At 57.0% G+C, this 24,739-nt stretch carries 11 protein-coding genes and 1 pseudogene; 8 read left to right on the forward strand and 4 right to left on the reverse strand.

What is annotated here, in order from left to right:
• Together J3U88_RS19810 and J3U88_RS19815 are read left to right on the forward strand one after the other, a co-directional pair.
• Positions 1-4,680, forward strand: a complete 4,680-nt coding sequence (locus J3U88_RS19810) for a DUF6531 domain-containing protein (protein ID WP_207860686.1) — start codon at positions 1-3, stop codon at positions 4,678-4,680.
• Positions 4,681-4,692: 12 nt separating this feature from the next.
• Positions 4,693-5,175: pseudogene (locus tag J3U88_RS19815) on the forward strand (RHS repeat-associated core domain-containing protein); the annotation flags it as partial.
• An 81-nt stretch (positions 5,176-5,256) separates the two neighbouring features.
• Here J3U88_RS19815 and J3U88_RS19820 read toward each other — a convergent pair.
• Positions 5,257-6,945: a M14 family zinc carboxypeptidase gene (locus tag J3U88_RS19820; protein WP_207860687.1), complete on the reverse strand. Its 1,689-nt coding sequence runs from the start codon at positions 6,943-6,945 to the stop codon at positions 5,257-5,259.
• A gap of 1,046 nt (positions 6,946-7,991) precedes the next feature.
• Between J3U88_RS19820 and J3U88_RS19825 the strand changes: the two genes are divergently transcribed.
• From J3U88_RS19825 to J3U88_RS19835, 3 genes are all read left to right on the forward strand, one after another.
• Positions 7,992-8,696 carry a hypothetical protein gene (locus J3U88_RS19825; protein ID WP_207860688.1) on the forward strand — a complete coding sequence of 235 codons (705 nt, stop codon included), beginning with the start codon at positions 7,992-7,994 and terminating at the stop codon, positions 8,694-8,696.
• A 427-nt stretch (positions 8,697-9,123) separates the two neighbouring features.
• On the forward strand, positions 9,124-10,104 hold the full coding sequence (locus J3U88_RS19830) for a malate dehydrogenase (protein WP_207860689.1): 981 nt from the start codon (positions 9,124-9,126) through the stop codon (positions 10,102-10,104).
• A gap of 281 nt (positions 10,105-10,385) precedes the next feature.
• A complete protein-coding gene (locus J3U88_RS19835; protein WP_207860690.1) occupies positions 10,386-16,433 on the forward strand; it encodes an nSTAND1 domain-containing NTPase in 6,048 nt (2,015 codons plus the stop codon).
• Between the two features lie 69 nt (positions 16,434-16,502).
• Here J3U88_RS19835 and J3U88_RS19840 read toward each other — a convergent pair whose 3' ends face one another.
• The 3 genes from J3U88_RS19840 to folE all read right to left on the reverse strand — a co-directional run bounded on the left by J3U88_RS19840 (position 16,503) and on the right by folE (position 19,764).
• On the reverse strand, positions 16,503-17,456 hold the full coding sequence (locus tag J3U88_RS19840; protein ID WP_207860691.1) for a hypothetical protein: 954 nt from the start codon (positions 17,454-17,456) through the stop codon (positions 16,503-16,505).
• A gap of 277 nt (positions 17,457-17,733) precedes the next feature.
• Positions 17,734-18,660, reverse strand: a complete 927-nt coding sequence (locus J3U88_RS19845) for a hypothetical protein (RefSeq protein ID WP_207860692.1) — start codon at positions 18,658-18,660, stop codon at positions 17,734-17,736.
• A 486-nt stretch (positions 18,661-19,146) separates the two neighbouring features.
• On the reverse strand, positions 19,147-19,764 hold the full coding sequence (gene folE, locus J3U88_RS19850) for a GTP cyclohydrolase I FolE (protein WP_207860808.1): 618 nt from the start codon (positions 19,762-19,764) through the stop codon (positions 19,147-19,149).
• A gap of 415 nt (positions 19,765-20,179) precedes the next feature.
• Here folE and thrC point away from each other — a divergent pair, with 415 nt between their 5' ends.
• The 3 genes from thrC to J3U88_RS19865 all read left to right on the forward strand — a co-directional run bounded on the left by thrC (position 20,180) and on the right by J3U88_RS19865 (position 24,582).
• Entirely contained in the window at positions 20,180-21,235 is a 1,056-nt protein-coding gene (thrC, locus tag J3U88_RS19855) for a threonine synthase (RefSeq protein WP_207860693.1), read from the forward strand.
• Positions 21,236-21,239: 4 nt separating this feature from the next.
• A complete protein-coding gene (thrB, locus tag J3U88_RS19860; RefSeq protein WP_207860694.1) occupies positions 21,240-22,136 on the forward strand; it encodes a homoserine kinase in 897 nt (298 codons plus the stop codon).
• Between the two features lie 112 nt (positions 22,137-22,248).
• A complete protein-coding gene (locus tag J3U88_RS19865; protein WP_207860695.1) occupies positions 22,249-24,582 on the forward strand; it encodes an AAA family ATPase in 2,334 nt (777 codons plus the stop codon).
• Positions 24,583-24,739: the final 157 nt, after the last annotated feature.

Genomic DNA, 24,739 nt, shown 5'->3' on the forward strand with positions numbered 1-24,739 from the left:
ATGTCACGTTACAATCGTCCCGGACAAAGACAACGCGGCGCCAACCGGTTTTACACGCCAACCACCGGCAGCACCCGCGGTCGCTATTTTGGTACCACTTCACGCGCCGTGGGAACCGGAATCAACATCATCAAAAACGGTACTAGCGCGGCCACCCCGGGCGTACCGCCGCCGGGTCCAGGTTTTAAACCATCCACGGCCCTCGCCGATGCAGCGGGTGAGGTCGCGAACGTCGCAACCCTTCTGACGCAAGGGTTGAATTTCGTTAACGAAGGGGCTGCCCGCGGCTTGGCAGCAATAGGCGCCGAGGGAGGCTTCAATAGCGTGGCGGGCGGCGTTGGCGACGTCTGGATGATGGTTGCCAAAAAATTCGGGGTCGACAACCTATGGCCTTCCCTGGGCATCACCTGCCCCATTGCGGTTGGTTCCTTAGACGCCGCCGCGCTCGGAACCATCTCGATTGGCTTTCCCCACGCGCATCCCGTGCACCCCCCGTCGCTCCCAGGGGCCCCGGTGACCTTGCCTTCAATCGGAACACTGGTCATCGGCGGTTCCTACCAAGTTTTAATTCACAACCGACCCGCGATGCGCGCCGGGGATCTCGGCTTTACTTCCTGTTTCGGATGGCCGCCGGCCATGGCCGTTTTTACCGGTTCCTCCAACGTGCTTATCGGCGGGAGCCGCGCGGCGCGTATGTGCGACATCGTAACCCACTGCCATGCGCCCAATCCCCTTGGTCCCAACTCGAAGATTCAGAATGCAATCCTACGCGCTCGGGCTTGGTGGGATTGGGGCATGCGGATCCTCTGGGCAACGGCCACGGGTACCGCGATTGTCGGCGCGGTGGTGGATTCCAAACTTGCCGCCCAAGAGGCCAAGAAAAAAACGGCGGTCGCTCAAGCCATGTCGGGCGCGCTTGCCATAAGCGCTTCCGCCGCCGCGCAGCAGGTTGCCGCGGATCTGGCCGCCAACGCTTTGGCTTCAACCATGGGAAAAGACCCAGCCCTACCCATCATGCCAAAGGGCTTGCTGGTTGGTCCCGGCAATTTGGTAAAAATTGGTGGGATCCCTATGCCTCCCTGGGAAGCCATTTTCGGCTTCTTCCTCAAACGCATCGGCCCTTACCGCCACCATTTCCGCGATTTGGCCGGCCGTTCGGTTCAAAAGTTCTCTCCTGCCCGGCGACGCACGAGTAATTCGAACGGTCCCGGAAACCAAGGTCGCCGCGCAATGCAAGACGGCGCAACCAACGCGCGCGGAAACCGGACCACGAATAACAACCGTACAAATAACAGCGGAAACAACGGATCCAACCAAGGGACCAACAGCGGCACACGCCCACGCGGCAACAACCAGACAGCGGCCCCAACACCTCTGCCCACCCCTCGTCCGATGCTGCATGTACGGGTCAAACGCGTTTCTATCGCATTTGGCGGCAAGGTAAAAAACCTGGCGGGCAAGGCGTGGCAATCAGGGAAACGAATCACCAACAAGGTGGGCACCTCCCTGAAAAAGGGCGGGCAAAAGGCGGCCGAAACAAGCAAAAAGATCGGTCAAAAGATCGCGGACGGCTACAAGTCAGGCAAACAGAAGGTCGGCGCAGCCCGACGCAAGGTGGCCGCGAAAAGCAAAGAAGCGCGTAAAAATATGGCGAAGAAAGCCAAAGATCAACTTAAAAGGACCCAAACTTGGGCCAAAACCCAAAGCCAAAAAATCAAAACCCGCATCAACAACCGATTTTCAAGAACCCAAAACGGCAACAACAACCCGGCACCCGGCAACCATCCTACCCAAGGCTGCCCGATCAGCATGATCACCGGCGAGGAACTGTTGCAACTGCAGGATTTTGAAATTCGCGGTTCGCTTTCTTTTTCGTTCACGCGTACCTACCGCAGCGGCCACAACCGTAACCAAGGGTTGGGCGTGGGTTGGACCTATAGCGGTTGCCAATGGCTGGAACAAGGCGATCACTGGTGGACACTCCACCACGACGACGGCCGCGAAATCATCTTTACCCCAATCGATACAGGCGAAGCCTCTTTTAACAGTCGCGAGAAAGCCATGCTCAGGTACGTGGAACCCGGCTTAATGCGCCTGGAAATCGACGGGGACATTTGGATCCTCGAGGCATTCCCCTCCTGTTGGCTGGTAACGGCCTACATCGACCGCACCGACAACAGTTACATCTTCGAGCGCGACCTGGACGGCCGCTGGATGGGATGTCACGGCGACCATGGTCGCGGTTTCCAGGTCCACTGGAACGAAGAAGGCATGATTGAGACCATGACGCCCGCGGGAACCTGGTACAACAACGAGGCCGATCCAGCGCGGCCGACCCAACCGAGGCCGCCACTCGTGCACTTCCAATACGATGCGGAATACAACTTGACCGCCGCCTTTGACCGCGTCAACGCCTGTGAACGCTACGAATACCGAAATCACGTGCTCGTGCGCCGCACGCTTAAGTCCGGCTTCTCGTTTTATTTTGAATGGGATCGTTACGACATCCACGCACGCTGCAGCGCCACTTGGGGCGATAAGGACACCTACCATTTTCGGTTCTCCTGGGACTTGGAAAACCGAAGCTCCCAGGTCGTAAACGCCCTGGGCCACGTCGAACACTATGGTTGGAACGAAGCAGGCAACCTCACCCGACACCGCGACGGCAACGGCAACACCACCGTCTACCAATACGACGACTGGGGCAACCTCACCATGGTTTTTGACGCGCTGGACCGAAAAAAAGAGTACCGCTACGACGCCTTCGGCCGTCTGACCCAGTTGGTTGAAGCCGACGGCGGCACCACCACCTTTGCATACCACCGCAATGGGTTACCCGATTACGTGCAAGAACGCGGCGGCGCTGCCTGGCTGACCGAATACGATTTCCGCGGCAACGCCGTCACCGTTTGGAACCCACTGCTCGCGGCAACCGAGATCGATTATGACCGCTATGGAAACCCGGTCACCTACCGTTATCCCGACGGTTCAACGCTTAAATTGACCTGGAATCGCGCGGGCGATTGCATCCGCGTGCAACACCCCAACGGCGGGATCACCCGCCGCGAATACGATCTCGAAGGGAACTTGACGACCGTCATCCACCCCGACGGTGGGATGGTTCGTTACGAACGAGACGCCATGGGACGCGTGATCCGCCAGATCTCCCCCGACGGCAGCCGCCAAACCATGAGCTGGACCGCCAACGGCGATATTTGGTTCATGCGCGACGGCGCCGGCCGAGAAACCCGTTTTGATTACGCCGGCTTGAGTCAGCCCGAATCCTGTACCAACCCGGACGGCACCCGCATTCAGTATGAATACGATGCCAATCGCAATCTAACCGCGCTGGTCAATGAAGCGGGCGAACGCATGACCTTCGCCTGGGACGCGGCCGAAAACATGATCGAACGCATCGGTTTTGACGGCCGTCGCCACCTGTTCGCGTATGACCCCGGCAACCGTTGCACCCAGCGCGAGGAGCCCGGCCAAGTGACCCTTACCTACGAATATGACCCCGTGGACCGGGTGACCTACGAAATCGCCAAGGACCAGCGCACGGATCAGAAACAGGTCAACCAGTACACCTACGATGCTGCCGGGAACCTGAGCGCCGCGGTCAACGCGGAACGCGGCTTGTGTTTCCGCTACGATCAACTGGGCAATTTATTAGAAGAGTGGCAGGACGACGAGGTGACCTTGTTCCATTACGACGCCGCCGGTCAATTATCGGGCAAGGAACTACCGGACGGTATTCAGATTCGAATAGAGCGTGATGCTGAAGGCGATTGGACCGCGCTCTACCGCGACGATCAATGCCTCGCGGCGGTAGAGCGCGATCTGTTGGGCCGCGAACACACCCGTCGTTTCGGCAACGGCCTGGTTGGCCGAACCATCTTCGATCCATCCGGGAATATCGCCAAACAATGGGTTCACGGCAAGGTTCACCAGTGGGACTTGGTCAACGAACGCACCTTCCAATACGACATCGTGGGTAATTTGATCGCCCGTGAGGACGGTCGCCGCGGCACCAGCCGTTTCGGTTACGACCCCCGCGATTACTTGACCAGCGCGCGGACACCCCGGCAACTCGGCGCCGGAACGCCCTTCCCCCGTGATGCAGCCGGCAATCCAGGCCGCGACGCCGCGGGCAACCGCCTGCGCCGCCTGGGCAATACGCTTTACGATTACGATGCACGCGGCAATGTGGTGGGTCGGGCCGAGGTCACGGCCCCCAAGACCGGGTTCCAATTCACCTATAACGCCTTTGATCAATTGGTCGCCGTCGCACACCAGGGCCAAAAGACCACCTATCGCTACGATGCTCTGGGGCGGCGAATCGCCAAAACGGTCGGAGAACAGGAAACCCTTTATTATTGGGACCGCATAACCCTGATGATGGAAGAGCAGGAAGACCGTCGCCGATGGTTCATTAACGAACCGGACACCTTTGTGCCGCTGGCCGCGCACGAGGACGACACCGATTTCTTTTACCACGTGGATCATTTGGGAACCCCTTGGGAAGTCAGCGACGCGCGCGGCCGCGTCGCTTGGTCGGCTGATTATGATACGCGTGGTAAAACGGTGGTACCGGAAAGCCGGCATTTCGACAACCCGTTCCGTTTTCCAGGCCAGTACCACGATGCGGAAACCGGCCTGCACTACAACCTAAATCGCTAATACGATCCCGAAAGTGGCCGCTTTTTAAGCCAAGACCCGATCGGCATCGCGGGCGGTTTAAATGCTTACGAATACGCGCCCAATACCATGCGCTGGACCGACCCCTTGGGCTTGTGTAAACAGGGACAGAACCGAATTTTCCAGGATGACACGGTTCACAACCAATGGACGGCCTACAAAGGAAGAAAAGGCGATAACGCCATGGACGCGATGGACTGGTACAAAAAGAATCAAACCCTCGCCAAAAACAAACAGTTTTACAAGGAAATGAAAAACACGTACAAAACCCAGCACAACATGCCGGACCACGCAAAATTCACCACGGCCAAGAATCTGAAACTCACCAAGGAACTCAAGCATTGGATGGATTACACGGGGCCCCGTTTGGCCAAACAGGCCGGTGCCGAGCGGCCCCAGATCTGGGTTCACGGCAGTGTCGTTGACCAGAAGGTCTTAGATTTCGCCAAAGGAAAAGTCGACATCTTTGTGTTTTAACCCCATAAGCTGAAAACCTGAATCCATTGGTTGGTCGGGCTCGCAACGGCGTGAGCCCGATCCCCCATTTGGAAAAAACCATCACTCCTCTAGAGCGTTCAGCGCGGCCACCATATCGGTCACCTTGACCTGCTCCGGCCAGGCCGTGAGTTGGTCGGCGGCGACCGCGCGGTAGCTGATAAAGGCCGCGGAAACCGGACCCCAGTCGCCGTCGGCGTCGCGGGCCTGCACGAACACCGTGTGGCGTCCCGGCGTTAAGGGCGGCGGGGACCATGACAGGACCACGGATTCAACGGCGCTGTCAAAGGTGCCGTCGGCGGCGTCGAAGGTCGGCGTGTCGCCGTCGGTGAGCCAGGGCGGGGTGTCGACCGTGAGCCGTACCGACGTCACCACGGCGCTGGGTTCCGCGCCGTTGCGCGTGCTGAAGCGGGTGTCGTCGGCGGTGGCCGTGATCAGGATCGTGTCACCCGGAAGAACGACAGTCCGCGCCAGATTTAGCGCGATCACATCCGGTCCGCCCGGCATCGAAAAAGGGGCGCGGGCGACGCGGGCGCTGTAGCGCAGCGCCGCCAGGTTGTCCGGTAGGATCGTGTTTTCAAAGTCCTCGCAGGGCTGGAAGAAGCTGGTACCAAGCTCAAAGGTGAAGGCCGCCAAACCCAATTCACCGTAAGCCCAGTCATCGCTGGTGCCGTCGGTTACAAAGGAGGCAGAGGCTTTTTCCGGGCTGTATCCATTAAAAAAGGCGAACTTGCGGCCGAGCCGTTGCAACACGGCGTTGTCGGCACTGTCGACCTGCGAATAACCGAAGGGCCACAGTACAAAACGGCCGTAGCTGTGAATGTCGAGAAACACGCCGGCGGCGTCGGGGGCAACTCCGTCACCAATATCAGGGCCGCGGTTGTCGGGAAAGTGCATGCGAACATAATCGGTCAACGCTTGAATCTCGGGCTCGGAACCGGCCTCGGGACCGCGGAAGGTTTCGTCACAAGGAACCCCACTCGAACCAAAACAACAGCCCCACTGGAAAGTGAAGTTGCGGTTGAGGTCAATGCCGCGAAAGTTGGAGCCGGTACAGTAATCATTGTCGGCGTTTTTGCGCCAAAACAGGGCTTGTTCGGCGCGCCGCCGGCCATCGGGGTTGGCAATCAGCAGAAAGTGAAAAACGCCGTGGTCGAGCTGCCAGGTGATGTTGGGATCCTCGCCGTAACCCGTCAAAAGTTCTTCCGCGAAACGGGTAAGCAGGGCGGCGGTGGTGTATTCCCGGGCGTGTAAGGCACCCATGGCAAACCAAGGCGCTTTGTTTTCAACACCGTTGCGGCCTGTGATTTTGAGGACGCGTAAGTCGTCGCCGCCCCCCTCAAACTGTTTTTCCCAACTGTCCCCTATATCAATAACTTGGACCAGATCGGGATAAGCGGCCGCCCATTGATCGAGCAGCGCATAGGTTTCGTCAACGGTGGGGTAGCAGGGAAACCCGACAATGCCGCCCTCCCCTTTTTGATGCGGTTGAATGACTGGGTTCACCACGCGCTCCAGGGAAAGCCGGAACCCCGCCCGGCGTAAACGGTTGATTTGGCGCCGATCAACGATAACGGTCGCGGTACCTTCCTCGCGGCGGACGTCTACCGGCTCTACCATGGCGGCAAGCGCTTGTAATTCAGCTTGATCGGCCCAAAAAACACGCGCGGACCAAACGACTTCCGGCGATTCTTGTGCCGAAAGCGACAGAACCAACACAAACGGAAGAATCGCACAAAAAAAGTGGCGCATGCACACATCCTTAAACCTAAGAAGCCCGATAAATGGCGGCGATTTCAGCAAAACCCTGAAGTCGGCACGGAGGAAGCCATCCAGCCGGGAAAGGCCGAGCCTACAAAACCTTACGGACAAACCCTGACAGGTATGAAACATCATGGGTTATTGTAGCGGAATAAAGGATGGTACGTCAGGCCCGGGCATCACCGAAATAGAGATACCGCACAGTCAGGGGAGCCCCTGAACCGAGAAAGAATTGATCCATCGTGATCCCCGCGTTCAAGACCATCGATATATCAGGAGGCTAAGCGAGATAACCCTTTTGTCATGTAAAATTTTTCCGATTCTTTACCCATTTTGAAAACTTGCGATTGTCTTTCAGGATCCCCTTCTGTATGGTTAAAGGTCGTTCACTTGAGATTCATCAGCGATCATGATTCATGCAACACAAAATAGGTGAACCTTTGATTGGCCCGAAAAATGCTTCCATAAGAAACAGCCGCGGACAAGCGATCCGGTAAACCTTATGGCAATGGGCCTCGTAGATGTGCATTGACAATGCCGTTCCGATTCTTCCACACCGGCTCTGTGCAATATGTCTCATAAAACCAATCGTATCTGGATTTATGGCTTTTTTTGGTGCTGAAACCAAAAAAACTTAAATACCATCACGACAGAACCGATGGGTTTTCATGACAGATGAGCTATTGGAAGCTTCCCCTCCGATCCCGGGGGACTGTTCTTTGAATGATCACGCCGCGCACCAACCGGGTATCCGATCTGTTCCCTTCTTGAACGATCTCGCCCACAGGGCCACTTTCTATTCATCTACCGCGTCATTTACGTTTAAGAAACGCCTTTGTATCAAACGGGTTTGCGTTTCTCTAGTAGAACCATTCCCTGCCGCTTCGCCCCCGCGGGCACAATTCTTTTTGTCTTTTTCAGTGACCGAAACCACATTCCGAAAGAAACAAGCATGCCGGCACCGTTCCCCCTAGGTCGTCAGGCAACCGTTCGCGGAACGTTCGGTCCATAGTAACGGAGGTACCGTGCGAGGAAAATTGAGAATCGAACCCAAATACTCTGCTGCCGACGAGGCCTGGGCTGAAAAAATCATCGCGGAATGTCTAGATAACCTCGAAGATCACAAGATTTTTTATGATTATGACAGTTGGGAAGACCCCCGCTTCATCAGTGAATTATTAAAAAAAGTTACCGCGTCGACTTTTTCTATGTCATTAAAAACCCGTATCAACCGTGCCAAAAGCGCTATTTCCCTTGAGTTCCTTCAGCCAGGCGAAGCACCCTCCGAAACCGCAGATGAAACCACATCAGAACCCCAGACGAATCAGCCGCCGCTCGATATGGATGAAGACTATGCCGCGCTTTCCGGCATGCAGGAACCGGCGCCCGCCAACAACGAACCCGCCACAACGAGCGAACCGGAACGTGGCTGGATGGATTTCCTAACCACCAACAACACGGCCCGCCCCAAACAGGCCGCCGTGAAACAAGGCGCGGTCACCGTTCTACCACCCGACCCCAAACTCAAACGGGGCGGCGACGACCGCAACAAACAGGAATCGCAGAACCACGTCCTGATTCGCGATACCTTGCGTCGCGAGCAGCGCCCGCTTAGCCAAGACGAACTGATGGAATTAACAGGTATAACCCATATGAGCGGCGTTCCTAAGGGTGTACGCGAAATTGTGGTACGTAAGAAAGATGGGTCCCGCATGGTGCGGTACGCCCTCGAAGCAGGCTAGTGCCAATCCCGACTCATTTAAGGGTCACGACACCTGGTTGGGACGGAACGATCCCCCTTAGCAACCCATCGAAGCTTCACCGGCGGCGAGACCCAATGCGGCCTCGCCCGAGTTGCGGCACCCGCTTATGCACCACGCGTTGCCTCGTAAGAATCGACCAACTTTCCCGAACAACGCGCTTGGGCTTTGTCAAGGCTCGGTTATAATAGGCCCGTTTCGATAGAACCTAAGCAGCGCGATAAGTCACGGTGATTTTTTTACCAAAATCCCTCGCTTCAGCGCCGCTTGGGTCTCAGTGTGATCGGCGCCACCGAGAAAACAGCAGCGTGGCGCGCGTTTTGGTTTGTGTCTAGAGATCACACCCTCAATTAGATTAGGCCGTTCAGTTGCTGCTTCCCTGAACGGCGGTAAACGAATAGGAGTCATCATGTCCAACACGGTTAAAGTGGCGATCACCGGTGCCGCGGGTCAAATTGGTTACAGTCTTGTGTTTCGCATTGCGTCCGGCGAATTGTTCGGCCCTGACACCAAAGTAGTGCTCAGCCTCCTGGAAATTCCTCAAGCGGTTACAGCCCTCGAAGGTCTGGCAATGGAATTGAATGATTGCGCCTTCCCCACCCTGGCCGGTATTGAAATTAACTCCGACGCCGAAAAAGGCTTCGACGGTGTGAATTGGGCGATCTTGGTCGGCGCCAAGCCGCGCGGTCCCGGCATGGAACGCAACGACTTGATCAGCGAAAACGGCCCCATCTTCACCGGTCAAGGCAAAGCCCTGCAACGCGGTGCAAGCGATGTGCGCGCCGTCGTCGTGGGTAACCCCTGCAACACCAACGCCTTGATCGCGGCCAAAAACGCGGGCGACGTGCCCTTCAACCGCTTCAGCGCCATGACCATGCTCGACGAAAACCGCGCTCGTTACCAGTTGGCCGCCAAAGCCGGTGTCGCCGTGACCGAGGTTCAAAACGTCACCATCTGGGGCAACCACTCCGCAACCCAATACCCCGACTTCTTTAACGCCACCATCGGCGGCAAAAAAGCGACCGACGTCATCAGCGACCACGATTGGCTCAAGGGTGACTTCATCACCACCGTCCAAAAACGCGGTGCCGCCATCATCAAAGCACGTGGTAAATCGTCAGCCGCCTCCGCGGCGAACGCGGCCCTGGACCACGTCAAAAACTTCCACTTCCCCACCCCGGACGGCAAGTGGTTTAGCGCGGCCGTTCCCTCAGACGGTTCCTACGGTGTTGAAGAAGGCCTGATGTTCAGCTTCCCCATCCGCACCAAGGACGACGGCAGCTACGAGATCGTCCAAGGCCTGGACCACAACGAATTCGCCAAAGAGAAACTGGCAAAAACCGAAGCCGAACTCAAAGGTGAGCGCGAGATCGTCAAAGACCTTTTGTAAGGCGATGTACATCGAATCACGAAAGCCCCGCCGCTGTGCGGGGCTTTTTTAATTGGCGCAGCACGACCTGGCACGCTGCTACATCCTCAAAAAAGGCGGCCACGTCGATTCGTCATTCAAAAAGAAAAGCTTCGTTCACCCAACGCCGCCGCGCGGCACCGCTCGCGTAAGGTCCAGCGATATATTTGTTTTTTGCACCGCTTTGACGACAATCCTAGACGTTTCGCGACGGACACCATGTTATGATGTCCGTCTCAAAACGACGGATGAACGGACGACGTATGAACCATAAGGACGATGAGGGACACGCCGTCATTGGGTCGCGAATCGGCCCCTATCGCATACAACGGGAACTGGGCCGAGGCGGCATGGGTTCGGTTTATTTGGCCGAACGCGAGGACGACCAACTGCGCATGAAAGTGTGCGTCAAGGTGCTGCACGGCCACCTTAACCGACGCGATGTCGAACTGCGCTTTCGCCGTGAACGCCAACTGCTCGCCGATCTGCGGCATCCTCACATCGCCGTCATTCACGACGCCGGCAGCACCGATGAAGGACGCCCTTACTTCATCATGGAATACATCGAGGGCCACACCATTGATATGTGGTGCCAACTGGTGCAACCCAGTCTGCAAATGATTCTGGATACCATCCTGAAAACAGCGCGGGCACTGGCTCTCGCCCACGGTCAGGGCGTCATTCACCGCGACATCAAGCCCCATAATTTGATGGTTACCAACTCCGGTGAACCCAAATTGCTCGACTTCGGTATCGCCCACCTAATCGGGCTCGATTCCAACAAGGGCGGATCCAATCGCAATCCCATGACCCCCGCCTACGCGGCCCCCGAACAGCACAAGGGTCAAAAACTCACACCGGCCACCGATATTTACGCGCTCGGTTTGGTGCTGCTCCAACTCCTTACCACCCGTTCGCCAGGTGAACACGCCTGCAGCCCCCAGGAGGTGGTTGATCAGTTGGTGACCGGCCGCTACCGCGCCCCTTCCACCACCATACCCGCCTCAGCCGACCAAACCACGGTCGACGCCTATTCCACCGAACAAGCGCCGGCCGTGCTCGGCCCCATGGTGGATATCGAGCTACCACCGCTGCCCGAGGCCGTCGGGTATGTCGTTCGCCGTTGCCTTGCCGAAAATCCCCGCGAACGCTTTGGTGACGGTGCCGACCTCATCGCCGCCCTGGAGCGGGTAACCGCGGCCTTGTCCCGCGATAAATCGCAAAACCCCGCCCGCACCAAACAACTCGATGCGGTATTTTGGTGTCACGAAAAAGACTACCAAACCATCCGCGCCATTACCGCGGTCCTGAATGCCAACCACGAACTCAAACTCTTTCCGCCCGCCGATCTCCCCTGGGAATCGCTCACGGATCGCGCTTGGGAAGCGGCCTTCGCCGATAGCCGCACCTGCATCGCCTGCCTCGGTCAAGGTGAAAATGCCCGTGAGCCGTGGCGTGAAAACAGCGCCTTGCGCGATGCGGTCGCTTTTTACTCGGCCGAAATGCCGATTATTCCCCTGCTTCTTCCCGGCGCCAAAATTCCTAGCCGCCAAAGCGCGCTGCCCGCCTTTGTACGAGGTTGCCAGTGGCTCCGCGCGGACAAACTCCTGGATACCGGCGACACCCATTTTCTCTATGAAGCCATTTTCCGCCAATCACAGGAACACGGTGAAGAATACGAACCCACCGGCACCTGTCCCTTCAGAGGTCTGGAAGTCTTTCGCGAACAAGACCACCATCTTTTTTTTGGTCGCGAGGCCTTAACCCAACGAATCGTTGAATACCTTCGCGACAATCCTTTTATCGCCGTGCTCGGCCCCTCCGGCAGTGGCAAATCATCGGTCGTTCAAGCCGGGGTTCTGCCCGAACTTCGCGCTGCCGACTACGCTTTAGCCCTGTTTACCCCGACCCACAAACCCATGGAGGAACTGGCCTACGCGCTGAGCCGCTGCATCGACGAAAACACCACGCGCAAAGCCGCGGGCCGTTTGCTTACCCGGTTACAGGCCTCCAGCGAGGCGCTCCATTACATCGGCCGCGAAATCCCCGAAAAAACCGGCAAAAAACGATTGTGCCTGGTTATTGACCAGTTCGAAGAAATCTTTACCCTCGCTGATCGCGAGGAAGCAAACGCCTTCGCCGACGCCATCAGCAACGCGGTAGAACAACCCAATGGGATCGCCGTGCTCATCACCATGCGCTCCGATTTCCTGGGAAAATGCGTCATCCACCCCCATGTCAACGACCTGATTATGGACAACGGCCTGCAAACCAAACCCATGAACCGCACCGAATTGACGCGCGCCATCCACGAACCGGCCCGCATCGGCGGGCTCACCCTCGAAAGCGGTCTGCTAGAACGACTTTTGGACGATGTTGCCGGCGCCGCCGGCGAACTGCCCCTCCTCGAACACGCCCTTCTCGAACTTTACGAACATCGGCAAGGCGGCCTGCTGACCCGCGCCGCCTATGACGAAATCGGTGGCATCGCCGGCGCGCTCGCCAAACGCGCTGAATCCGAATACACCGCACTCGCTGACGCGGATCGCCGCATTCTCCGTAAAATATTTGTTTTGTGTCTGGTCCACCCCGGCGAAGGCGCCGAAGACACCCGACGCCGTGCCACCATGGACGAAATTACCGCCGTGGCCGGCGATCAAACCGAAACGCTGTTGGGACGCTGGACCACCTCTCGCCTACTCACCGCCACCGCCGACGCAACGCGGGGTTTGGAATTGGTCGACGTCGCCCACGAGGCCCTGATTCGCAATTGGCACCGCATCGGCGAATGGATGGCCGAGGACCGCGCCACCGCGCAAGCCATCAACCGGCTGCGACGTCGCGCCGAAGCCTGGGACGAAGCAGGCCGCGATCCCGATCACCTCCTGCGCGGCGGCCTCCTCCAACAAATGGTCGACCTCAAAAAAGAACACGGCGACCACCTCGGCCCCATGGCCTTGACCTTTCTCAATGAGGGCATTCACCAAAGCGAACGGGAATACCGCACCCGGCGCAACATCCGACGCGCGATTACCACACTCGGCGTTGCCAGTATGGTTCTGGCGGTGTTTGCTTCGATTATGTATGTTCAAAGTCGCGCGGCGGAACGCAGCGCCAAACGGGCGACGGAACAGGCACTTTACGAGAAGAAACGCGCCCAAGAACAGACCTTGGAAAGCAACTATCATTTGGCGCTAACCCTCAATGAACAAGCGGGTAACGCCTTGAGTTCCTCCCCAGCCGAGGCCTGGCTATACTCCCTTGCGGCACTCAGCCAAGAGATTCCCGACAACCTCAGCCTGCCCGAACCCGTCGGCCGTTTGCTCGACCCGCGCATGCAAGGCAAAGGCCGTTTGTTGTGGGGTTCACCGCCGGCACCGCCCCTTTCCCATTTCGCGGTTACCGACGACGGTCGCACCCTCGCGCTCGCCGACCCGAACGGCGTGGTGCGCATCATGGATACCCTTTCCGGGCAACAAAAAACCCTGCTAACCCAGGCCCGTCACGGCCTGACCGCGATGAAATTCAGCCCCGACGGCACCTGGCTGGCGGCCTCCTCGGAGCGCGAGGATGTTTACCTATGGAACCTGGAAACCCCGCATTTTACCTTGCTCACCGATGCACACCGCGGCACCGTCGGCGCCTTCGCATTCTGCGCCAACAGCCGCTTCCTCGCCTCCGCTGATTCGCAAGGTGAATTGCTCGTTCACGACTTAACCCGAAAGGAACAAATCCACCGCATCAGCACGCCGGGCGCCATCCAACACCTTGCCTTTCTCGCCCATCGCTTGTTTGCCGCCGACCGCGGCGGCCGCCCCATCACCCTGGGCTCCGTCTACCAAGACGAACTCACGCTAACGCCGCTTCAACGCAACGGGGACGCACCCATCATCGCCTTCACCCAATGCGGCGGCGAGGCCGTTGTCGCCGCGGACGACCTCGGTACCCTCCACTTTTACCGCGAAAACGGCACCCTGCTGAAAACCATCCAGCTGGCGCGTAACATTCAATTTTTGTCCGCTTCGCCACAAGAAAATGTGTTTGCCGTATACGACCAGAACGAGCGCCTGTCGCTTTGGCGTGCCGACGGCGATAACGAAATGATTTGGGAACAAGCACCCCGTTCCCTTTCCGAAATTACCCTGTCCCCGACCAGCCTGCTGGCGCTTACCCCCGGCGGCGGCCTTGAGCGCCTGCGCTTGGATAACGGCACCTCGCTGGGCGGCCTCATCGGCCACCGCGACGGCGTCATTTGTGTTGCCTTCTCCCCGGACGGACGTATTCTGGCCAGCAGTTCCGATGACGAAACCGTTCGCCTTTGGGACACCCAAACCGGCGCCTGCCTGCAAGTATTGGCGGGCCACGAGGACGGCGTCGGCAACGTCGGCTTCTCACCCGACGGCAACATGATCAGCAGCTCTTCCGGTGACCACAGCGTCCGTTTATGGCAACGGGACCCCGCAACGGAACGCTTCGAAACAAAGGCCGTTCTTCGCGGGCACGACAAGGCTGTTTGGGCCGCGGTTTTTTCGCCCGACGGCACACGGCTCGCCACGGTTTCGGCCGACACAAGCGTGCGTATCTGGAACCTTGAAGGCATGAACAACCAATCCCAACCCAGCGCCGTCCTCACCGGTCACCAGGACATTATCTACAGCGCGGTGTTTACACCCGACAGTCGCATGCTCGCGACCGGTTCGGCCGACCGTACCGTTCGCCTGTGGGACGTCTCACGGCCAGGCCGAGAACGGGAAGCCGCGGTGCTGCGCGGTCATGAAGCCCCCGTGCATTTTTTGGCCTGCTCACCCGACGGCAAACAGTTTGCCTCATCCTCCGGTGACGCCACCATTCGCCTGTGGTCACGCGAAGAGGCAAACAAAAAATCCTACGCACCCACCGTTCTCAAGGGCCACAGCGGCGGCGTCTACACCATCGCGTACTCGCCCGACGGTCGTTTTTTGGTTTCGTCCTCCGAGGACAGCACCGTGCGCCTCTGGGATCTTTCGGTTGACCAAAGGCCCATGCAGCCCGTGGTCTCTTTGCGCGGACACAGCAACTCGGTTCGGGGCGTCGCCTTTTCACCCGACGGTCGCCGCGTGGCATCCGCCTCGCTGGATCGAACCATTCGGCTGTGGGAACCGCGTCCCACGGATCAAGAAGTCGAACAAACCGCGTTGCTCTACGGCCATACCGCCGGCGTCGCGGCCGTCGCCTTCAGCCCGGCCGGCGACATGTTTGCCTCGGCATCCGCCGACGGCACCCTTCGCCTCTGGCAAAAAACCGCCGACGGCCACAGGCCCAAGGCGGTCGACGTCCTGCGCGGCCATACCTCAATCATTTTCAGCGCGGCCTTCTCGCCGGACGGTCGCCGGCTCGCGTCCGGTTCCTTCGACCAAACCGTGCGTCTGTGGGACCTCCAAGGTGAACGCGCCAAACCCCGTGTGTTTCGGGGCCACGAAAACGTGGTGTTCGACGTCGCCTTCTCACCAGACGGCGCCCGTGTCGCCTCGTCCTCCGGGGACCTAACCATTCGGGTATGGTCGGCCGAGGACGAAACAGCCGAATTCATCACGCTTCGCGGTCACGAGGGCACCGTCCACGGCGTCGCATTCTCGCCCGACGGCCACCGCCTCGCCAGCGCTTCGCGCGACCGAACCCTAAGAATATGGGACCTCGGCAAGGACCTCGGCAACGACACCCCGTTCATTGAATTAAGGGGGCATTCCGCCGACTTATGGGACGTTGCCTATGCGCCCGACGGCACCCGACTCGCCACCGCCTCCGACGACTTGACGGTTCGCCTGTGGGACCTTCGAGGCACGCCTAGCCCGCTCACCGTCTTGCGCGGTCACACCAAACCGGTTCACGGCGTGGCTTTTTCTCCCGACGGTCGCTATTTGGCCAGTTCCTCCGCCGATACCTCGGTACGAATTTGGGACGTCAACGACGGGCGCGCCTTGGCGGTGCTTCTGGGACACAGGGGCAGCGTTATGTTCGGCCTCGCCTTTGACCCGAGCGGCAAGCTGCTTGTCTCTCCTTCCGAGGACCAAACCATGCGCCTGTGGCGCATCGACCATCTTCTGCTGCCGCCGCCGACACAGCCCTCGCACACCTTCTACCGTGACCTGTTGAACCGGTCGCTTTACCAGATGGGTTACCACTTCGACGGCGCCAAACTCAACGCGGTCCCAAGCCTGCGTTTGGATGGGTCCGGTGAAGCCGGCACGCCTTCAACCTGGGACCACCTCAGCCGTCCGCGCCCCGCGGGAACGGAATACATCCCCTGGCTGCGCGGCGAACCAACCCCATAAACGAAACCCTTTACCAAAGAAAAGGCGGCAACCGCGAAGCTGCCGCCATGGTTTCAAAAACGGGTGCCGTTACAGTTCCCTAGGCGGAAGGGTTTCCCCACCGTGCACCAGATACACGCGTGCGGTTCGGGATTGGCCCGTTTTATCGGTAACGGTCACGTCGGCGTAGCTGCCGCCGCGCCCCTCCAGGCGCACAATATGGGTTGGCTGATCGGCGCCGTTAAAGCTCACCACATTCGGCCCCCATTTCCAAGCATAAGTCGTGTCGCCGCAACCGCCCAAAACGAACGCACGCACCTCAAAGGTGGTCACATTGTACTGGGTGACACGGGTGGTTGCCCTTGCGGAAACACCGATGCCGGGCACAGGATTACAGGTATTGTCTTGCGCGGTTGTCGAAATCAAAAAAGGACGGCCAAGCGAATCGCAGCCTTCTAGCGAAACAAACACGCGGGCGCGGCAGTCACGACCACAACCCTCCATACTGTTGGTTCGCGTCACATCAAAGGAAGCGCCCTCGCCTTCACGAACATAACCCACGGCTTGGCCGTCGATCGACAAATCGACCGATATATACCACGCGCCGCGGCACGGCCCTTGATAAAACGCACGGGCGCGACCTGACTGTGGCATCGCATTGGCCTCAATACCCGTACCGGCTAATGAATGAACAACCGCCTTGTCACGGGGATCCAAGGCGGGCAGGCCTTCACCCTGAAGAATTTGATGAAGGCGCGCTTCCCGGGCCAGCAACTTCTCGCGACGCAAGGCGCCGTCGCCCGTGGTTTTCCAGGCAAGCGCCGCCAGTTGGTCTTCAACCTCGGCAAGCGCCGCGGAAAACCCCTCCTGCCCGGAAAGGAAACGCACCGTTTGGGTACCGTTTGATTTCTCCCAAATCCCAGGGGAAAGTTCAACCCATTCAGCATCGACCTCGGCCCAAAAAGCCCTTTTCATGTCGGGTGAGGTCTGAGCGATATCAGGACCCTGGAACAGTGCCAGGGTGCAGAAAAACAAGGTTAGCATTAGTAACTCCTCAGTAGTACAGGAACATATCAATAAGATATCCTTAGGTAAGGTATAAATCTCATATCCGGCATTAAGAAAGGTATTTTCTTTCTAAACCATACACCCGGATATTCGACAATCCTCCCTATCAAGCGTTCCTTATCTAACCAAGCAATAAACGTTCATGGAATGGTTCGGTTTCTTTTTAAAAAACTCGAGGCGCTCACCCATGACCAAACAGGAAAAAGGCGGCAACCGCGCAGTTACCGCCAAAATATACGCATCAATACCTGGCTTAGGGAATAAAATCACCGTCATGGGGCCGCAGGGTAATCCGTCGGGATTGGGTGGTTCCCCGCGCATCGGTCACGGTCAGGGTTACATAACTTGCAGTCCGCCCATTCAGCACCACGCTGATAAATTGCTGGTTGAGGTTGTTGTTCGTCGTGACATTGGGACCCAAGGTCCACCGGAACTGGTACGGGCCACAACCGCCGGATGCAAAAGAACTGAGGAAGTAGCGGCTCCTGGATGGGAGGCCGTAGCCGGGTTCCGCCCAAGCGCCGACATTTAAGGTTGAAGACACGGGTGCACAAGTCTGATCCACATCACGAACCGACAAGCTGAAGTAACGTCCGTCACCCGTACAGCCGGACAAGGTCACGACGACCTCGGAGGAACAAACCGTGCCACACCCTTCGAACCGCTTTGAAAGCGAGCGGTTGAACGAGATCCCCGAGCCGCTCGCGTATTCCGCCTCCGCGCGTCCATCGATAACCCCGGACACCCGAATCGACCATTGGCCGTAACAGGGACCCTGGTAAGCAACGCGCCCCAATCCTGCTTGCGCCTCTGCATCCGCATACAAGCTGATGTTGCCCAAGGTTTGGGATACGCTTTTATGGCGCGGGTCCAGCAGGTCTCCGTCGTCAGCAGCCAGAGCCTGTTCCAAAAAGGCTTCCCGCTGCGCCAGGTAAGCCCGACGCCCGTTTAAACCCTGTTCCTCAAACTGATCCAAGAGGGACAACTCGGCGGAAACCGCGTCCAGTTCATGGACAAAAGCCTCTGAGCCGGAGGTAAGGCGGTAAAGGCGTGAACCTACTTCTTTTTCCCAAACCCCAGGCGCAGTCTCGTGCCACGGAGCTGCCGAAAAGGTGTCGGCGGCGGCGACGTCGACACCGGGCTGAAACAAGCCAAGCGATAACAAAATAACAAACATCATAAAGCACTCCAGAATTAGTATGTTCTATAAAAGAACGTAAGAAAAGCGACAAGACATCAATATGAAATCTTAGAGATCAATCAGGGAATGCAACCATGTTGAACCCACGAGCTTCATAAAGACGTCCCACAAAAAGGAGAGCAATAGACGACGGAAAATTGAGTCACATTATTTCATCAAAATTTAATCTTTCCACAGCTTCAATCTAAATTGAGCGATTCGTGGTGGCGCACTTGCTCAAGTATCGGCGCGTCCTGCGCCAAGCGTTGGGCTGCAAGGTGCAGTAACCATGCTCGACGTACCTTTAAGGTTCGCGTCGTACGGGACTCCGGTGCACTTTTTCTAACACCTTTCGCTCCAACATCTTAAGCAATTGCATCCCCCCAAATCGCACACTTTCGGTAAAAAAAGGGAAGGCGACACACCCACTGTATCGGGATGTACGGGGCGAGCGCGCCGCCTTCCAACTCCAGCCAATCGGTTGTGCTAGACCCCCACCGCCGTGGAGGTCACCATCGTCATAAATTCTTGGCGCATCATCATGTTGGTTTGGAATTCACCCGTCATGCGCGTGGTAATGGTGGCTGCTTCTGTTTTGTGTACGCCGCGGGTGGTCATGCACTGGTGTCTGGCGTCAATCAAGACGGCGACACCGCGCGGCTGCAGCACTTTTTCCAAGGTATCCGCGATTTGGGACGTCATGGTTTCTTGGGTTTGTAAGCGTTTCCCGAAACAGTCCACCAAGCGGGCCAGCTTGGAGATACCCACAACCCGTTTATCCGGCAGGTAGGCCACGTGGGCCACACCCAGGATGGGCACGATGTGGTGTTCGCAGTAAGATTCAAGGCGCATGTTTTTCAGCAGCACCATCTCGTTGTAACCTTCCACTTCTTCAAAAGTTTTGGCGAGAATGGCAACCGGATCCTGGGTATAACCGCGAAAAAAATCCTCGTAGGCGCGCGCGACGCGGTCCGGGGTTTCCAACAAACCCTCACGGGTGGGGTCGTCACCCGCCCATCGAATAAGCGTTCGCACGGCTGCTTCCGCCTCGGATCGGCTCGGACGCCGCGGCTTTGGGATCCGGTCTGATGATGCAACATCCATGTCGGAGATCTCATCGTAGGTCGTCTCAACTTCAACCATCGCAGGCACATCTTGTGACATCGATTGCTCCTTGCATGACGCGGCGAGCCGGCCGGCGCGCCGCGCCCAGCGTATTTGGACGAATAAGGGTTATCCGACTACAGGAGCAAGCTTAAAGCGTCCAAACCCCAAGCGAAACAAAAAATATGGACAGAGATTGGATGAAAGCTTGTTTTCGCATGGACAAAATAAAAAAAACCTTTGTAGTACGGGCTGTTCGCACGCCGCCATGCTTGATTAACCACCCGTTTTTGTACTAGGTTAGGGGGTCAACAAGGCGTGATCTTGTCCAGGTTCCCCACCCGACGACCGCCTTCAAGGTACCGACGCCCCCGCGACGGCGCCAACTTGATTTCCCCAATCCACGAGGTACACCATGGCAGGCCTGATTGAACGCTATCGCGAATTTCTTCCCGTAAGCGACGCGACCCCGATTATTTCCCTGGAAGAAGGCAATACCCCGCTGATACCAGCGCCTCACCTTTCAAAATTAACCGGCGCACGGGTTTTCCTTAAGTACGAAGGCGCCAACCCGACCGGCAGCTTTAAAGATCGCGGCATGACCATGGCCGTGTCCAAGGCCGTTGAAGACGGCGCCAAGGCCGTTATTTGCGCCTCCACCGGCAACACCTCGGCCGCCGCCGCCGCTTATGCCGCGCGTGCCGGCATTAAATGTATTGTATTGATCCCCGAGGGCAAGGTCGCCCTGGGTAAGTTGTCCCAAGTCGCCCTTTCCGGCGCCGATATTTTGCAAATTAACGGCAACTTCGACGAATGCCTCAACATGGTGCGCTACCTTTCCGAGAACTACCCCGTCGCCCTGGTCAACTCGGTGAACCCCTACCGCATCGAGGGCCAGAAAACCGGCGCTTTTGAAATTGTCGACCAGCTGGGTTACACACCAACCTACCAAGCCATGCCGGTGGGCAACGCGGGCAACATCACCGCCTACTGGGCCGGTTACAAAGCCTATCACGCGGCCGGCAAAGCCGAACGTCTGCCCACCATGCTTGGCTTCCAGGCAGCCGGCGCGGCACCCATCGTCAACGGTCAGGTGGTCGAAGCCCCCGAAACCGTTGCAACCGCGATTCGCATCGGTAACCCCGCGAGTTGGAAGCAGGCCGAGGCGGCCCGTGACGAATCCGGCGGTTTGATTCAGGCCATTGAGGACGAGGCGCTCCTCGAAGCCTACCACCTGCTCTCTTCCAAGGAAGGCGTGTTCTGCGAACCGGCTTCGGCAATCGGCGTCGCCGGCATTTTGCGCTTGGCCAAACAGAACTTCTTCAAAGAGGGCGACTCCGTCGTTTGTATTCTCACCGGCAACGGCCTCAAAGATCCGCAAACCGCGATGACCTTCTCAGAAGAGGTTCAGGTTCTCGCCGCGGACGGCCCCGCCGTCGCCGAACATCTTGGTTTTGTAGCAGTAGGTTAGGCGTATGACATTCACCGTTTCCGCGCCGGCCACGTCCGGCAACCTCGGCCCGGGTTTCGATCAATTAGGCCTGGCCTACGACCTGCGCCTCACGATTCATGCCGAACCGGCCGAGCGTTTCTCGGTCGTCACCGAGGGCGAAGGTGCCGGCAGCTTGCCGACCGACGAACACAACCTGATCGCGCGCACCTACCGCGCGGCCTGCGAACGCCTGGACAAACCGGTGGTTCCGCTGCACATGCGCGTGATCAACCCGATCCCGGTGTGCGGTGGCTTGGGTTCCAGTGCGACCGCCCTGTCCGGCGGTGAAGCGCTGGCGGCGGCAGTCCACGGCCTGCCCTTAGATCGCGAGGCGGTATTCCAACGCTGCGCCCAAGCGGAAGGCCATCCCGACAACGCGGCGCCCGCGGTGTTCGGCGGCTTGCATTTATGCGGCCAAAACGGTGACCGATTCACAACCGAAAAAATCCCCATGGACGCGCGTCTGCGCGTCCTCCTTGCGACCCCATGCGACCGCGCCGACACCGAAACCATGCGCCGCGCCCTACCCGAATCCTGGCCGCAAGCGGACCTCGATTTCAACCGCGACCTGGTGCAACGCCTGCTCCACGCGCTGAAAACCGGCGAACCGGCAGGCCTGGCCTGCTCCCAGCAAGACCGCATCCACCAACCCTATCGCCTGCCCCTGCTCAAAAACACCAAAGCCGTTTTTGATTTGTGGTGCGCCGATCCGAGGCTGCCAGGGGTATTTTTGAGCGGATCGGGCCCGACCGTGGCAGCCTGGGTACGGGACGAGACACTGAGCGCCGCCCCCTTCGCCCACGCCCTCGGTGAGGCGGGCATCGAAGCCAAAATCCAACTGGTCGCCGTCGACCAGGAAGGCCTGCGCTTAGGCAGTTAAACGGTTATGCGATGACCCATTGAGAAACCGCAAGCCATCGGCGAACCTGGTGCTCGCGTCAATCCACCTGTGTCATAATGACCGGTAATGAATATCACACGAGGTTACCCCGGTGGACGAAAATCGCCCAGAGAAGAGGCTGCCCAATATCGGTTTAAATCCAAAATTTCGCTTTGATACATTTGGGTTAGGGCCAGAAAACGAATTTGCCCACGCCGCGGCTTTAGCGATCTCCAAGACCCCCTCAAAAGCCTACAACCCTCTCTATCTTTATGGCCCACCTACCCTGGGGAAAACCCACCTCCTCCATGCACTCGCTCACGAAATCACCGCCAAGCACCCGGACCTAGATATTTGCCACTTAAGCGCCGGTAGCTTCAAAGATCAGCTTGATCGATCATTGAATCAAGGAACCACGGAGCACTTTCGCCAACTGTACAACACGGTTGACGTATTCATTTTGGATGACCTTAATTACCTAAAAGGGGACTCACAAACGCAAGAAATTTTTTTTCAAATTTTCAGTTCACTTCTTGAAAAGGACAAACAGATAGTATTGGCCGGTCATGTTCCACCGACACTCAGATCTGACTTGGATTCAAGATTAACAAACCTCTTCCACGCGGGCCTTGTTGTAGACATGAGACAACCTTCATACGAAACTCGTGTGGCGATCCTTCAAAAAAAATCCCAGATAGAGAATTGCTTTCTCCCTGCGAAGGTTTTGCATTTTATTGCCGGTAACTTTTCTCGAAACATTCTTGAACTGGAAGGCGCACTAAGAAGATTATCCGCCTACGCCTCACTAATGAACAAAGAGATCACGCTCGGCATGGCCAAGAACCTTTTAACACCAGAAGCACCACCTGCCCCAAACACAAACCAATCACCGGGTAAATTGCTTGACACCAGGCCTGACTTCCAAACTGTTCGTGAACATGGCAACTATGTCGACAAAACAATGTTTCTTCAAGCGCTCATTTCACAAGGCGGTAGTTTCTTCTTATCCAGACCCCGGAGATTTGGAAAGTCATTGTTGTTATCAACTTTAAAGGCCGCATTTGAAGGGAAACAAGCATTATTTAAAGACCTTTGGCTGCACGATAAAATTGACTGGCAAAAAAGACCGGTCATCCATTTCGACCTAAGCTCAAAGCGCTGGAACAGTTTAGAAGATGCCGAACTCTCCTTGAAGGTCCTAATTGAAAACGCGGCCAACAGCCACGACATTAAATTGAAACAGACCCGATCAGATCTGATGTTGGAAGAACTGATCCAGAACTTAGCAAAGCAACGTACTCGGGTAGCGGTTCTCATTGATGAATACGATCATCCCTTTACCAGCAACTTAGACAACCCGGAACTCATGATGGATTTAACCCAACTGATTGCTTCCTTCTTTGGCAATTTCAAAAGCCTTCATGAATCCATACATTTGTTGTTTTTGACAGGCGTATCTAAGTTCGCAAAGGTCTCAGTTTTTTCAGGCCTCAACCAAGTCGTGGATCTAACCCTTGATCCAGCTTTTGCCACGGTACTTGGCTACACACAGGATGAAATCGTTCATTACTTCCGAGATGAAATTAAAACGCTCGAGGGAAAACACAATCTCAGCCATGAAGAAACCATGGCCCTGATAGCAGATTGGTATAACGGGTTTTCATGGGACGGAAAAACCCGTGTTTACAATCCATATTCAATTATGCACCTCTTTCACCTCTATCATTTTCGTCACTATTGGTACGAAACGGGCACACCTTCCTACTTGGTCCAGCTATTTAGAAACGGGCAAATCGATCTTCCCCGGCTGGAACACATAAAGATCGATAGCTCCCTTTTGGAGCCGGAAGATCCGCGCCGGGTATCGGCACTCACGCAGTTTTTCCACACGGGCTACCTAACAGTGGACACGATAACGACAAGCGATGACGGAGGTATGTTACTAAGCTTAAAGTTCCCCAATTTTGAAGTGCGCCAGGCGATGCTCACACGTTTTTTAAGCGATTTGCGTAATCAAAATAGCACCAACGGCACGAGAATTTTAATTGATGAACTTGTAAACGCGTTGGTTCAAGACGATCTCGACACCTTACGTGACGAGCTAAAACAACTTTTCGCCTCGATCCCTTACCAAATTTTCATCAATAATCTTGAAGCTTACTACCACACGGTGGTTTTTCTTGTGTTTTCGATGATCGGTTTACAAGTCGAAGCAGAGGTTCAAACGAACCGTGGTCGCATCGATGCCACCGTCGTTCTCCCAGACCACATCTACATCTTCGAATTTAAGATGGGAAAAGCTGAACCCGGCATGAACCAGATTATAGAAAAAGGTTATGTGGAACGTTTTATCGCGGAAAAGAAACCCATCACCTTGATTTCCGCCGGCTTTGAGGAACGTTCTCGGAATATCGGCGACTGGTTGGTCCAGCCGTTTACGGGCTAAGCCCCCCTATTACCTAAGAAGCGCAATAAGAGCGTGGGATTTTCGCTAAAGATCTGGAGCGAAATGGCTCGGAAAAAGCGGACCGGGATCGCGCACGACGCGCACCCAGGGGTGCGGTGAGCATTTTTTCAGGCCGTTGCAGCCCAGAGGCTTAGCG

The sequence above is a fragment of the Acanthopleuribacter pedis genome, from assembly GCF_017377855.1.
Lineage (GTDB): Bacteria > Acidobacteriota > Holophagae > Acanthopleuribacterales > Acanthopleuribacteraceae > Acanthopleuribacter > Acanthopleuribacter pedis.